This window comes from Amycolatopsis sp. NPDC034160 (genome assembly GCF_055575355.1).
The window spans coordinates 131,007-145,052 of sequence record NZ_JBVISU010000003.1; the positions used below are offsets into that span (position 1 = coordinate 131,007).

General features: G+C 68.8%; 11 protein-coding genes. 4 read left to right on the forward strand and 7 right to left on the reverse strand.

Annotated features, from left to right (window positions below):
- Nucleotides 1-274: 274 nt before the first annotated feature.
- The 6 genes from ACZ54P_RS09095 to rsmD form a co-directional block, all read right to left on the reverse strand.
- Nucleotides 275-1,000, reverse strand: coding sequence for a DivIVA domain-containing protein (locus tag ACZ54P_RS09095; protein WP_465460992.1), 726 nt, complete (start codon nt 998-1,000; stop codon nt 275-277).
- A 125-nt stretch (nt 1,001-1,125) separates the two neighbouring features.
- On the reverse strand, nt 1,126-1,914 hold the full coding sequence (locus tag ACZ54P_RS09100) for a hypothetical protein (RefSeq protein WP_465460993.1): 789 nt from the start codon (nt 1,912-1,914) through the stop codon (nt 1,126-1,128).
- Complete coding sequence (locus ACZ54P_RS09105; RefSeq protein WP_465460994.1) at nt 1,914-2,429, reverse strand: SigE family RNA polymerase sigma factor; 516 nt, start codon at nt 2,427-2,429, stop codon at nt 1,914-1,916. Before ACZ54P_RS09105 ends, ACZ54P_RS09100 begins: the two co-directional genes overlap by 1 nt.
- 67 nt (nt 2,430-2,496) lie before the next feature.
- A complete protein-coding gene (locus ACZ54P_RS09110) occupies nt 2,497-3,189 on the reverse strand; it encodes a ribonuclease domain-containing protein (RefSeq protein WP_465460995.1) in 693 nt (230 codons plus the stop codon).
- 89 nt (nt 3,190-3,278) lie between these two features.
- On the reverse strand, nt 3,279-3,761 hold the full coding sequence (gene coaD, locus ACZ54P_RS09115; protein ID WP_037311447.1) for a pantetheine-phosphate adenylyltransferase: 483 nt from the start codon (nt 3,759-3,761) through the stop codon (nt 3,279-3,281).
- A 53-nt stretch (nt 3,762-3,814) separates the two neighbouring features.
- Nucleotides 3,815-4,369: a 16S rRNA (guanine(966)-N(2))-methyltransferase RsmD gene (gene rsmD, locus ACZ54P_RS09120; RefSeq protein ID WP_465460996.1), complete on the reverse strand. Its 555-nt coding sequence runs from the start codon at nt 4,367-4,369 to the stop codon at nt 3,815-3,817.
- A 123-nt stretch (nt 4,370-4,492) separates the two neighbouring features.
- Here rsmD and ACZ54P_RS09125 point away from each other — a divergent pair, with 123 nt between their 5' ends.
- A complete protein-coding gene (locus ACZ54P_RS09125) occupies nt 4,493-6,607 on the forward strand; it encodes a HelD family protein (protein ID WP_465460997.1) in 2,115 nt (704 codons plus the stop codon).
- A 264-nt stretch (nt 6,608-6,871) separates the two neighbouring features.
- Here ACZ54P_RS09125 and ACZ54P_RS09130 read toward each other — a convergent pair whose 3' ends face one another.
- Nucleotides 6,872-10,687, reverse strand: a complete 3,816-nt coding sequence (locus ACZ54P_RS09130; protein ID WP_465460998.1) for an nSTAND1 domain-containing NTPase — start codon at nt 10,685-10,687, stop codon at nt 6,872-6,874.
- 173 nt (nt 10,688-10,860) lie between these two features.
- Here ACZ54P_RS09130 and ACZ54P_RS09135 point away from each other — a divergent pair, with 173 nt between their 5' ends.
- The 3 genes from ACZ54P_RS09135 to ACZ54P_RS09145 all read left to right on the forward strand — a co-directional run bounded on the left by ACZ54P_RS09135 (nt 10,861) and on the right by ACZ54P_RS09145 (nt 14,026).
- Nucleotides 10,861-11,856 (forward strand): LLM class flavin-dependent oxidoreductase, encoded by a 996-nt coding sequence (locus ACZ54P_RS09135; protein ID WP_465460999.1) that lies wholly within the window; start codon nt 10,861-10,863, stop codon nt 11,854-11,856.
- A 521-nt stretch (nt 11,857-12,377) separates the two neighbouring features.
- Nucleotides 12,378-13,172 carry an MlaE family ABC transporter permease gene (locus ACZ54P_RS09140; protein ID WP_037311541.1) on the forward strand — a complete coding sequence of 265 codons (795 nt, stop codon included), beginning with the start codon at nt 12,378-12,380 and terminating at the stop codon, nt 13,170-13,172.
- Nucleotides 13,172-14,026, forward strand: a complete 855-nt coding sequence (locus ACZ54P_RS09145) for an MlaE family ABC transporter permease (protein ID WP_465461000.1) — start codon at nt 13,172-13,174, stop codon at nt 14,024-14,026. Before ACZ54P_RS09140 ends, ACZ54P_RS09145 begins: the two co-directional genes overlap by 1 nt.
- Nucleotides 14,027-14,046 lie beyond the last annotated feature (20 nt).

Sequence of the window (14,046 nt, forward strand, 5' to 3'; positions counted from 1 at the left end):
GGGGAGCCTGTGGCGTCCGTGGGGGGGGGGTGGGTGGGCGGTTCGGCCCCCACCCCAACCCCCCCCCCACGACCCCACGCAGAACCGTACATAGAGAGACACCAAATCGTCTGGAAGATGTCCCTGTGGACGCTGAAGCCCGGTCGGCCTCAGGTCCCCCCTGGTCCGATCGGTCCGATCGGTCCGGTCGTGCGGGACTGTGTGGAAATAGGGACGTTGAATGTCCCTGTTTCCACACAGTCGCGCTCAGCGCCTGGGGCGCCAGACCCCTCGGCTAGGACTGGTAGTCGTACAGCGAGGTCCGGCTGTTGCCCGGCAGGTTGATCGGGGACCGCAGGTGGTTGCGCCCGGAGTCGACCGTCCGCAGCGTGGTCGCGAGCAGTTCCGAGAACTCGGCCAGCTTGCCGTCGACGTAGGCGTCGCAGTCGGTCCGCTGTTTGTCGGCCTCTACGTGCGCCTCGTCGACGATGCGGGCCGCCTCGCCGTGCGCGGCCTGGACGACCTCGGTCTGCGAGACGAGCCGGGCCTGTTCGGCGCGGCCGTCCTCGATGGCGCGCTCGTAGGCGTCGCGGCCTGCCTGGATCATCCGCTCCGACTCGGCTCGCGAGCGGTCGGTGAGGCTCTGGAACTCGGCCTGTCCGGCGGCGACCATGCGCTCGGCCTCGCCGTGCGCGTCGCTCATCATCTGCTCGGCGCGGGCGCGGGCGTCGGCGAGGATGCGCTCGGCTTCGGCCTGTGCCTCGGCGACCGTGCGGTCCGCCTCGGTGTTCGCCGTGGAAATCGTCTCCGCGGCCTCGGTGCGGGCGGTCTGGATCAGCTGGTCGCGCTTGTCGAGGACGTCCTGCGCGTCGTCCACTTCACCCGGCAGGGCGTCTCGGATGTCGTCGAGCAGTTCGAGGGTGTCCCCGCGTGGCACGACGCAACTGGAGGTCATCGGCACGCCGCGGGCTTCCTCCACGATGGTGACGAGCTCGTCGAGCGCCTCGAAAACCCGGTACACGGCCCACTCCCTACCTACTGCTACAGCGATCCCCACATTCCCTGAATCAGTTTGCCCTCATCGCCGCCGTAAGGGGTGAAAGCGCGCGGTACCGGGCGTGTCCCGCCCGGTACCGCGCGCCATGATCACCGAAGGGTCAGCTCCGGATCCAGGACGAGCGTCAGCAACTGCTGGTCGGTCAGCGACGGCCCGCGGGGGCTGTTCAGTGCTCCGAGGTCCGTCACGGTGACCGCGGTGCCGTCGCTCAGGAACGCGATCGCGTCACGGCCGGTGATCGATTTCACGGTCGATCCCTTCAGGTCCGCTCCGGGATCGCCCTTTTCCAGGATCACGACCCGCGCCCCGCCCGCCTGCGGCAGCACTTCGCAGCGCAGGGGTTTCCCGTCCGGCAACGTGACCACGCGACCTCCGGGGCAGGCTGTCCTCGCGGAGTAGCCATTCTTGGTGGAGACCACGCCGGTGAGCGTCACGTTGAATCCTCGTTCCACCTTCGAGGCGTCCCGGTAGCGCACGCTCGCGGTCATCAGATCCCACTCGTCCGGGTAGTCCTGCTCGAACCGGCCGAACGTGAGATCGGTCGCGCCGGGCAGAAGGGCCGTGACCGCCTTCTTCAGATGCTCGAGGTTGCGGGCCTTCTGGGCGGTCAGGTCCACTCGCGGCGTGTTCTCGTCCGGCCGTATCTGGGGCGGGAGCGCCGACGAGGCGGGGGCGACGGCGGGCGGCACCACGCCGTCTCCCGGCGCCACGAACACCACCGCCGCCACGATCACCGCCAGCGTCGCGGCCCCCGCCGACGCCATCGCCCGCCGGTTCCGTGACTTCTTCGCCGCGGTCTCGGCGACTTCGTCCGGGTCGAAGCCGAGCGGGGGCTCGGCCAGCTTGATCCCGCGCAGCCTGTGTTCGAGTTCGTCCATCACACGCTCCTCCCGGAGACAGCCTCGTCGTGCTGTCTCTGCATGGCCGCGCGGAGGGCGTCGAGTCCTCGCGCGGCCTGGCTCCTGACCGTCCCTTCCGAACAGCGCAGCGCGACGGCGACCTCCGCGACCGGGAGATCGGCGCAATAGCGCAGCACGACGGCGGCACGCTGTTTCGGTGGAACCTCGGCGAGGGCGCGAAGCAGCGGATCCGAGATCCCGGCGTCGGCCGGGGCGGCGGGCTCTTCGGGGACGACGCCGTCGCGGTTCTCTCTGTGCCGCCACGGTCGCCGCCGCTCGTCGAGCCAGCAGCGCAACAGGATCTGCCTCGTGTAGTTGTCGACTGGCCCCTTCCGGCTGACCTTCGGCCAGACCCGGTGGAGTTTGATGAGCGCGAGTTGGACCAGGTCCTCCGCGAGATGCCAGTCGCCGCAGAGCAAGTACGCCGTCCGTCTCAGCGGTAGCGCCTTGTCCCTGGCGAACTCCCTGAAGCTCGCATCGTCCCTAGACCACATCGTGCCTCCTCGTCCGTGTTCCGGTGTATCTCACGGACGGGGAGGCACGGAACGTTGCACGGACGCGTCAGCCGTTGAGGTTCACCAGCTTGAAGGTCGCGTAGCGGTCCGGCGTGTAGATGATCTCGCCGCCCTTGCCGGAGATCACGCGGTCGTTCGTGCCCACCGGGAACAGCTGGTAGTACCCGGCGGCGCACGACGGCAGCACACCTTCGCGGTTCTCGTAGACCGTGCCGGTCGCGCCGCCGCGCGCGGAGTTCACCACGGACTTCGCCGCGGACGACAGCGTCGAGTAGCCGATCTTCGCCAGCTTCGAGGTGTCACCGCAGGACGGCGACGGCGTCCCGGCGGCGTCGATCACGGAGAACGTCTTGTAGTGGTCGGCGGTGTAGAAGTGCTCGCCGGCGTTGCCGGTGACGATGCGGCGCGCACCGCGGTCGGGCGAGCCCGGGGTCGGGACCGTGTATTCGCGGTAGTAGCCCGACGCGCACTTCGGAAGGAGGTTCTCGCGGTTGGAGAAGACCGTGCCGTCCTTGTCCGGGTACGGGAACGGGCCACCCTTCTGGATGAGGTTGTAGGTCGTCGTCGCCTCGGCGGGAAGCGACGAGAGCGACACGTGCTTGAACCCGGTGAGATCCCCACAAGGGTTCTGCTGGATCGAGACGGGGGCGGCCGTGGCCTGCGCGGCACTCAGCCCGCCGAAGAACGTGACAAGCAGAACGAGCAGCGCGGCGGCGATCCGCGATCGTTTGTTGGTCATTTTCGGACCGTAACCCGATCGTGTATTCACCAGAAGGCGCCGAGATGAACTCTTCACCGCCTACCGACCATGGACTTCGGCCGTTCGGGTCAACCTCGTTCGGAGTACTTCTCCATGAGCCGTTTGAACACTATCGGCGGGACCAGGTGCTCGATGTCGCCGCCGAGCGCGGCGACCTCCTTGACCAGGGAGCTGGACACGAACCCGTACGCCGGGTTGTTCGCCATCAGCAGCGTCTCGAGCCCGGTCAGCTCGCGGTTCATCTGCGCCATCTGGAGTTCGTAGTCGAAGTCGCTGACCGAGCGCAGCCCTTTCGCGACGGCGACGATGTCGTTCTCGCGGCAGTAGTCGACCAGGAGACCTTGCCAGGAGTCGACGCGCACGTTCGGCAGCTTCGCGGTGATCTCGCGCAGCATGTCCATCCGTTCCTCGACGGTGAACAGGCCCTTCTTGCTCTTGTTCACCCCCACCGCGACGACGACCTCGTCGAAGAGCTTGGCCGCCCGTTCGATGATGTCGAGATGTCCATTGGTGGCCGGATCGTAGGACCCGGAACAGACCGCACGCCGCATGCGCGGACGCTACCAAGGAGCAGGGGCCCCTGCGCGTTGATCCGTGCGCCGTCTCACACCTGATATTCCGCCCAGTAGAGGGCGGTGTCGCCGTAGCGCTTCGTCCGCGTCGGCTCGAAGCCCGGCGGCCAGTCCGGTTCGCCGTCCCGCGCCGCCCGTTCGATCACCACCAGCGCGCCGCCGGTGACCCACCGGCCCGCCGCGAGCGCGGCCATGACCTCCCCCAGGCGGGTGGAATCCACGGCGTACGGCGGATCCGCGAGGACGACGTCGAAGGTTTCCGGCGCCGGTGCGGCGACGACGGACTCGACGGCCCCGGCCCGGACCGTGCCGCCGAGCCCGAGCGCGGCGACGTTTCCCTTGAGCACTTCGACCGCGCGGCGGTCGGACTCGACGAACAACGCGCCCGCCGCGCCGCGCGACAGCGCCTCCAGCCCGAGCGCGCCCGAACCGGCGTAAAGGTCGAGGACCTGGGTCCCTTGCAGCTCACCGGCGACCTCCAACGCGTTGAACAGCGCTTCGCGTACGCGTTCCGACGTGGGTCTCGTGCCCTTCGGAGGGACCTTCAACCGCCTGCCGCCCGCGGTCCCCGCCACGATCCTGGTCATTGGAGCATCGTGCCTCAACGGCATCCGCCGCGAACGTTGGACGGGACTTGGTGAACCCGCCGCTCACCTCGCGTAGAGTCGTCCTTCGCCCTCGGAGGCGATAGAAGCGTTTAGGAGCGTTGCGTGTCCGAACCTCGGGTCAGACGGGCCGAGATCGCCATCGAGCAAGCCCATGTGGACAGGGTCTACACCCGGCTCGCCGAATTGCGTGCCCAGGCTGAGGCCATGCGTACCAAGGGCTATGAGATCGGCCATGGCGCGGGTCGTGAAGCCATCTTCGAACAGGCGTCGATGCTGTTCGAGCGCGACATGATGGTCTATCACGCCAACCAGACCCTCCAGACCCTCGACGCGGAGTACGAGGGCCTGGTGTTCGGCAGGCTCGACCATCTCGACCACGACCACATCTACGTCGGCCGTCTCGGCATCCGCGACGCCGAGTTCGACAACCTCGTCACCGACTGGCGCGCGCCCGCGGCGGCGGCGTTCTACCAGGCGACCGCCGAGGAGCCGATGGACGTCGTCCGGCGCCGGGTGATCCGGTGCTCCGGGCAGAACGTGCTCGACGTCGACGATGACGTCCTGATCGCCGACGCGGTCCCTGAAAACATGCAGATCGTCGGCGAAGGCGCGCTGATGGCCGCGCTCGGACGCTCGCGTGGCGAGAAGATGCGCGACATCGTCGCGACCATCCAGAAGGAGCAGGACGAGGTCATCCGGGCGCCGTGGCGCGGGGTCACGGAGATCACCGGCGGTCCCGGCACCGGCAAGACCGCGGTCGCACTGCACCGCGCGGCGTACCTGCTCTACCGCCACCGCCGCCAGCTCGGCGGCGCGGGCGTGCTGGTGATCGGCCCGTCCGGGGTGTTCACCAGCTACATCTCGCGGGTGCTGCCGTCGATGGGTGAGACGAACGTCGAACTGCGGGCGCTCGGCGAGGTCCTCGACGGCCTCGAAGCGACCCGTCAGGACCCGGCCCCGTTGGCGGCGATCAAGGGGTCGCTGCGGATGCGCAAAATCCTGCTGCGCGCGCTGCGGGACACGCCGGAAGACGCGCCCGAGGACATGAAGATCGTCTACCGCGGCGAGGTGCTGCGGCTGAACGCGCGCGAACTCGACAAGGTGCGCCGCAAGGTGCACACCGCGGGCGGTCCGCCGAACCGGTCGCGGATACGCGCCGCCGAACTGCTGCTCGACGCGCTCGCCGCGAAGGCCGACCAGCACGCGAAGGACGACGGCCGTCAGATCGACAAGGCCGAGCTGATCACCGAACTCGGTGAGCGCATCGAGTTCCACCGGTTCCTGGTGGTCTGGTGGCCGACCCTGTACCCGGCGCAGATCCTGCGGTGGCTCGGCGAGGAGAAGCGGCTCGCCGCCGCGGCGAAGGGCTTGCTCAACCGCTCCGAAATCAGCATGCTCGCGGCCGACTTCGCCGACCGTTCGCGCGGCTGGACCATCGCGGACGTCGCGCTCCTCGACGAGCTGCGCGTCCTGCTCGGTGAGCCGCCGAAGCGGCGCAAGGGCAGGCAGAGCATCGAGGTCAACCCGGAACGTGGCGGCGCCCCGACCCGGCCCCAGCATTACGACGAGTACTCGCATGTGGTCGTCGACGAGTCGCAGGACCTGTCGCCGATGCAGTGGCGGATGGTCGGACGGCGCGGCAAGTACGCGAGCTGGACCGTGGTCGGCGACCCGGTGCAGAGCTCGTGGCCGGATCCGGCCGAGGCGGCGATGGCGCGCGATCAGGCTTTCGGCCTCAAGACGACGCGGCGCCGGTTCACCCTGCGCACCAACTACCGGAACTCGGCGGAGATCTTCGACCTGGCCGCGAAGGTCGTCGCCGGGCACGCGGAGGCCGACGAGCTTCCGCGCGCGGTGCGGCAGACCGGCATCACGCCGGAGGTCCGGCCGGTCGAGGCCGCCGGGCTGGAGGCGGCGACGCAGGCCGCGGTGAAGGAACTCCTGGGTGCCGTCGAAGGCACCGTCGGCGTGATCACCGCCATGGACCGGGTGCCCGAGGTCGAGGGCTGGCTCGCCGAACTCCTCGACGAGCGGCTCAAGGTCGTCGGCAGCCTCGACTCCAAGGGCCTCGAGTACGACGCCGTCGTGCTGGTGGAGCCGAACGACCTCATCACGGAGTCGACCACCGGACGTCGCGTGCTGTACGTGGCGCTGACCCGAGCCACCCAGCAACTGACGGTGCTCGCCTCGAACCCCGACTGGATCCCGGCGGCCTGATCCCCCGCGTTTCGTCCTCTGAATGCGGTAGTTGCGCGTGCAAGTACCGCATTCAGAGGACGAAACGCAGGTCGGGGCGGGCGTGAAAAGCTGAAGGGCTCCTTCAGGGCACTGGTGAATGTCCTGAAGGAGCCCTTCAGACCCCCGGTGAGTGAACGATGTGGGGACGCATCGCACGTCCAGGGGTATTTCTAGCGCCAATTCGTTGTTCGGTGTCACGGCGTCGCCACCGAACAACAACGCCGAACAACGAATTCGCGGTGGTCACGGGCACGGCGGCCGGTAGTCGAGCCCCGGCAGGTGCTGCTCCCACTCCGCGGGTGTGATCCGCGGGTGGACGGTCGCGCAGATGCGTTCGGCGGCCTGTTCGGGGCTGGTTTCCCACAGCCGCACGCTCCCATCGGCGACGGAGCCCGCGAGAGTGTGCCCGTCCGGTGCGAACGTGACCGCGTTGACCCGGTCGACATCGTCGGTCAGGATCGCCGATTCGCGGACGACCCCGGGATCGGAGACATCCCATAGTCGCACGGACCGGTCGTAGCTGCCGGTCGCGAAGGTTTTCAGGTCCAGGCTGAACGACACCGAGATGACGTTGTCGGTGTGCCCGGTCAGCAACGCGGCCTCGCGAGGAGCCGCCGGGTCCCGCACATCCCAGATCCGCGCGGTGCGGTCGGCGCTGCCGGTGGCGACGCGTTTGCCGTCGGGGCTGTAGGCCACCGAGAACACCGTGTCGGAATGTCCCTTCAGCACCGAAAGCTGCTTCGGCGCCTTCACGACGGAGATGTCCCACAGCCTCGCGGTGTGATCCCAGCCGCCGCTCAGCAGGGTGCGGCCGTCCGGGCCGAACGCGAGCGAATGGACGTCGTCCTCGTGTCCGGTGAGCGTGGCGAGTGCGACGGGTCGCCGGATGTCGGCCACGTCCCACAGTTTCACCGTGTGCCCGGTGCCCGCGGTCGCGAGCGTCCGGCCGTCCGGACCGAACGCGACCGGGTCGATCTCGTCCTCCGGCCGGTCGAAGACACCGGCGTCGACCGGTTTACGCGGATCACTGACGTCGATCAGCCGCATCGTGTGGTCCCAGGCGCCGGCGGCGAGCGCCCGGCCGTCGGGGCTGAACGCGAGACCGCAGACCCCTTGGCCGAAACCCGTGACCTTGCTCAGCTCGCGCGGATTCCGCTTGTCGGAGACGTCGACCAAGCGCACCACACCGTCCTGGCTGCCCGTGGCCAGCAGTTTCCCGTCGGCGCTGAACACCGCCCGGCAAGCCGACCTCGCCGGACCGCTGATCGCGGGCCCCGGCAGATCCCACAGCCGCACCGTCTGATCGTCGCTCGCGGTCACCAGCGTGCGGCCGTCGCGGGAGAACACCGACCAGACCACGGCGGCGGTGTGCCCGGCGAGCGGCAGTTTCTCGCGTGGCTTCTGCGGATCGGCGACGTCCCACAGCCGCACGTTGCGGTCGAAACCGGTCGTGGCCAGCTCCGTCCCGTCGGGATTGAACGCCACGGACCGCACGATGCTCTTGTGCGCGGCCATCGTCCCCAGCGGCTGCGGCGCCATCGGGTCGGCGATGTTCCACAGGCGCGACGTCTGGTCCGCGCCCGCGGTGGCGAGCAGGCGGCCGTCCGGGCTGAACGCGGCGGCGTGGACGATCCCGGTGTGCCCGGTCGCCACCCCGAGTGGCCTGGCCTTGAGCGGTTCGGCGACGTCCCACAGCCGCACGGTCTTGTCGGCGCCGGTCGAGGCGAGCGTCCGTCCGTCGGGCGCGTATGCGAGGCCGTTGATGTTGCCGGTGTGCCCGGGAAGGGTGGCCACGAGGACCGGCTTCGCGAGGTCCCGGACGTCGAACAGGCGGACCGTGCCGTCGCCGTCCGCGGTGGCGAGCACCGCCGCCACCGGGCTGAACGCGACCGCGTTGACCCGGCTCGGATGGTCCCCGACCACCACCCCCGGTCCGGGTTTCGCCGGATCGGTGACGTTCCACAGGCGCGCGGTCTTGTCCCAGCCCGCCGTCGCGACGGCGCCACCGTCACCGCTGAACGCCACCGAATTGACGTTGGCGGTGTGCCCGGACAGCGTGGCCAGTTCGACCGGACGATGGGGATCCCCGACCGACCACAGCTTGGCCGTCCGGTCCCAGCTCCCGGTCAGCAGCACCTGACCGTCACCGCGCAGGGCGGCGGAATTGACCCGGTTGCCGTGTCCGGCGACGCGGGTCGAGTACGGCGACTCGAGCATCCCGAGCACGCTGCCGCGGGTGTCCACACTGGGATCGACGCGGTAGGCCGCCAGCGCGAGCTGCGCGGCCAGCGCCGGATTCGTCGGCCGCATCGCGATGGCCTGTCCGGCGACCTTCTGCGCGAGCGCGCTGTTGCGCTGGCTGGTCGCGGTCTGCTCGGCGCGGACGGCGTACACCATCGCGGCCGTCGCCAGCACCAGCAGCACGGCCAGGAGCGCGACCAGCTGGCGCAGCCGCCGGGTGCGGCGCCGCGCGATGGCCTGCTCGTGGTTCTCGATGGCCACGCTGGCGTCGAGGAACCGGCGTTCGCGCCGGGAGAGAGCGCTTTCGTGCTCGGCCGCCCATTCCATGGCGATGGCCAGCCGCGCACCGCGGTAGAGCCAGCCCTCGTCGCGGCCGACCGATTCCCAGGCGTCGGTGGCCTCGGTGAGCTGGCGGTGCACGCGCAGGCCCTCGCGATCCTCGGCGAGCCACTCGCGCAGGCGCGGCCAGCCGCGGATCAGCGCCTCGTGCGCGATCTCGATGCCGTTGTCGTCGAGGGTGACCAGCCGTGACGACGCCAGCCTGTCCAGCACGACGGCGACGTCGGGATCGTCGGCGTCCACCTCGTCGCGGGTGATGCGGCGCTTGGTGTCCTCGGTGCCTTCGCCGAGCGCGGTCATCCGCAGGAAGATCTGGTTCGCCAGGCGCTGCTGACGTTCGCTCAGCGCGGTGAAGGTGCGCTCGGAGGTCTGCGCGACCGAGCGTTCGATGCCGCCGGTGGATTCGTAGCCGGTGAGGGTGAGGGTGTTGCCGTGGCGGCGGCGCCAGGTCTCCAGCAACGCGTGCGAGAGCAGCGGCAGCACACCGGGCTGTCCGGTCGCGTCGGCGACGAGGCGGGAGACCAGCGCGTTCTCGACCCGGTACCCGGCGTCGATCGCCGGCCGCGAGATGGCCTGCCTCAGCTCCTCGGTATTCATCGGGCCGACGAGGATCTGGGCGTCCTGCATGGCCTCGACCAGCTCGGGATGCCGCGCGCAGTGCGTGTAGAAGTCGGTGCGGATGCCGAGGACGACCCTGGTCCGGCTCTCCGGTTCCGTCGTCGCGGTGGCGAGCGCGGACAGGAAGGCCTCCCGCTCATCGGCGTCCTGGCAGAGCGTGAAGACCTCTTCGAACTGGTCGACGACCAGCACGACGTCGCCATCGCGGTCGGCGACCAGCTGACGGGCGGCGAGACCGAGGTTGCGCGGATGCTCGGTGAACTCGGCGAGCAGACCACCGGGCGCGAGCCCGAGCGCGGCGCCGAACTGGACGGCGCACTCCTGCAGCGGACGCGAGCCGGGGGTCATCAGCAGCGTGACGGAGTCCTCGGCGACGGCGGGCGACAGACCCGCCCGGAGCAAAGACGACTTACCGGAACCAGAAGCGCCCAGAACCGCCAGGAATCGTTGTCTCGATAGCCGGGTGACGAGTTTTTCGACAAGTCGTTCGCGGCCGAAGAATCGGCTCGCGTCGGCGGGCCCGAATGCGGTCAAGCCGATATAAGGCGCCGATTCCCCCTTAGCCGGGGCAACCGGTGAATCGCTGACTCCACGGCGCGTCCGCTCGGTCACGTCGTGCCAGCGGGCCTCCCACTCCACCTCGGGCCCCTCGCACGCCCGGACGTAGGCCAACGTCACCGCCAAGCTGGGCATCTTCTTCCCGCCGGCGGCTTCGGACAGGGTGCCCGCGGAGTAGTGGGCACGCCTGCCCAGCTCGCGGTACGTCGGGTTTCCGGCTTTCTCCCGCAATCGCCGGAGATCGGCGGCGAACTCCAGCAACGGATCGTCCCCGGGGTCCAAAGGTCGCTCCGGACGCGGCACCCTTAATCCTTTCTTTTCAGTGGTTTTACCCTGCCGTATTCGCGGGCAACCGTACCTTGGAAACGGTCGAAGTCCGCCGGGTACCGGGTACACCGCGTCGGTTAATTTCGATCGCTTGACAGGTGTGCGGAGTCACGGGAAGGGATCGAGGGCCGGGCGCGTTGTACCCATGCGTGACCTCTCTGCCTGACATCCCGCTGTCCGTGCTCGACCTCTCGCCCGTCGTGGCTGGAGGCGGCGTGCGCGACTCGCTGCTCAACACCCTCGACCTCGCCCGCCGGACCGAGGCACTCGGCTATCACCGCTACTGGCTGGCCGAGCACCACAACATGCCCGGTATCGCGAGCTCCGCGACCGCGGTGATGATCGGCCAGGTCGCGGCCGCCACCGAACGCATCCGGGTCGGCTCCGGCGGGGTCATGCTGCCGAACCACGCGCCGCTGGTGGTGGCCGAGCAGTTCGGCACCCTGGAGGCGTTCCACCCCGGGCGGATCGACCTCGGCATCGGCCGCGCCCCCGGCACCGACCAGCGGACCGCGCTGGCACTGCGCGGCCCCGGCGGGCTCACCGCGGAGAACTTCCCGCAGCAGTTCGCGGAGCTGCTCGCCTACTTCGAGCACTCCGACCAACGCGCGGTCAACGCCGTGACCGCCGAGGGCAACAAGCCGCCGGTGTGGCTGCTCGGGTCGAGCGGCTTCAGCGCGCGGATGGCGGGCGAACTGGGCCTGCCGTTCTCGTTCGCGCACCACTTCAGCGCCGAGAACACGCTGCCCGCCGTGGCGCTCTACCGCGACTCGTTCAAACCGTCGGACGTCCTGGACGAGCCGTACGTGATGCTGGGCGTGTCCGTGGTGGCCGCCGAGACCGACGAGCGGGCCCAGTACCTGGCCGCTCCGAGCGGTCTGACGTTCCTCAGCCTGCGCAAGGGGCGCCCCATCCCGCTGCCGACGCCGGAAGAGGCCGCGGCCTACCCGTACACCGACATCGAGCGCGTGTTCATCGAGGACCGGGCTTCGAGCAGCATCATCGGGTCGCCCGAGACGGTCCACAAGGGACTCGAGGCACTGCTGGCCGACACGGGCGCGAACGAGCTGATGATCACGACCATGGTGCACGACCAGGCGGACCGGCTGCGGTCGTACGAACTGGTGGCTGAGCTGGCCCGCTGAGACGGCCCCTCCCCCATGCCATGAAAGGTCCTTTCCTTGCAAATTTCGCAAGGAAAGGACCTTTCATGGCATCCGCACCCTTACCGGCGGCAGGCCACCGGCGATACGGCGTCCAGGGGTGCGCACGCCGGGACGTGCGGCGTTCCAGTGTCCTGCTCGCCTGAAGTACATGAAGGCCCCCTTCCTTGCGCCTAGGTACATGAAGGGGGCCATCACGTACTGCGCCCCCGCGTGCCACCTTCCCCGAACGGCTGTCTCGCCACCGAACACGAAAGAACCGACAAGAGTCCCGCTGGCCTTTGTCATAAAAGAACAAGAATTCACCGGTTACCAGGACGTGATGTCTTGATCACACCGAAGTTCTTGTCACCAAGCAGGCACGTGATTAGCGTACCGACCAGTAGGAAACCGCACGGTAACACCCCGTTGACCCTATTCTACGATTCCGTTCCGCCATTCGGAGCAAAGGAATTGCGCAACCTGGGGTGTATTCGCCGTGCCCGGAAAACTGGAGGGTCGGCGTGGGCGTCCGTACTAACGCACCCTCATTTCCCGGTGCGGGTGCGCTCCGGGAGACCGGCAGGCTGTACTCACTCGGCCTCGACGTCGTCCGCCTGACCTTCCGGCGGCCGTTCCAGGCGCGCGAACTGATCCAGCAGTTCTGGTTCATCGCGAGCGTGTCGATCCTGCCGACGGCGCTCGTCGCGATCCCGTTCGGCGCGGTGATCGCGCTGCACATCGGGTCGCTGACCGCGCAGATCGGCGCGCAGTCCTTCACCGGCGCGGCCAGCGTGCTCGCGATCATCCAGCAGGCGAGCCCGATCGTGACCGCGCTGCTGATCGCGGGCGCCGGCGGGTCGGCGATGTGCGCGGACCTCGGTTCCCGCACGATCCGCGAGGAGATCGACGCGATGGAGGTGCTCGGGGTCTCCCCGATCCAGCGCCTGATCGTGCCGAGGGTGCTCGCCGCGATGGGGGTCGCCGCATTCCTCAATGGAATGGTCAGCGTGGTCGGCGTCCTCGGCGGCTATTTCTTCAACGTCATCATGCAGAATGGGACACCGGGTGCGTATCTGGCCAGTTTCTCCGCGCTCGCACAGCTGCCGGATCTCTGGATCAGCGAGATCAAGGCGGTCATCTTCGGTTTCGTCGCCGCGATCGTCGCGTCCTATCGCGGGCTCAATCCGAAAGGCGGCCCGAAAGGCGTCGGTGACGCGGTGAACCAATCCGTGGTGATCACATTCCTGCTCCTGTTCCTGTTGAACCTGGTGCTGACGACGCTTTACCTGCAGCTCGTCCCGGCGAAGGGCAGCTGATGGTCACGACGACTTCACGCACACGCGCGGCACGGGTCCGCGAAGCCGTGGACCGGCGGTTCGGTTTCCTGGACACGCTCGGCGACCAGATCCTCTTCTTCCTCAAGGCACTCGCCTGGGTGCCGCGCGCGCTGCACCGCTACCTCCGCGAGATCACTCGTCTGCTGGCCGAGGTCAGCTTCGGCAGCGGAGCGCTCGCGGTCATCGGCGGCACGATCGGTGTGATGATCGGGATGACCGTGTTCACCGGCACGGTCGTCGGGCTCCAGGGGTACTCGGCGCTCAACCAGGTCGGCACGTCGGCGTTCGCCGGGTTCGTCTCCGCGTACTTCAACACCCGCGAGATCGCCCCCCTCGTCGCGGGCCTCGCACTGTCCGCCACCGTGGGCTGCGGCTTCACCGCGCAGCTGGGCGCGATGCGGATCTCCGAGGAGATCGACGCGCTCGAGGTGATGGGGATCCCCAGCGTCCCGTACCTGGTGACCACCCGGATCATCGCGGGGTTCCTCGCGGTCATCCCGTTGTACGCGATCGGCCTGCTGACCTCGTATCTCGCGTCACGTCAGATCACCGTCTGGTTCTACGGCCAGTCCGCGGGCACCTACGACCACTACTTCCTGTTGTTCCTGCCACCGGGTGACGTGCTCTGGTCGTTCGGCAAGGTGCTGGTGTTTAGCGTCGTGATCGTGCTCGCCCACTGCTATTACGGCTTCCGCGCGAGCGGCGGCCCGGCGGGGGTGGGGGTCGCCGTCGGACGCGGGGTGCGGACCGCGATCGTGGCGGTCAGCGTGCTGGACTTCTTCCTCAGCCTCGCGATCTGGGGCGCGACGACGACGGTGCAGGTGGCCGGATGAGCGAGCTTGCGAGCGAATTA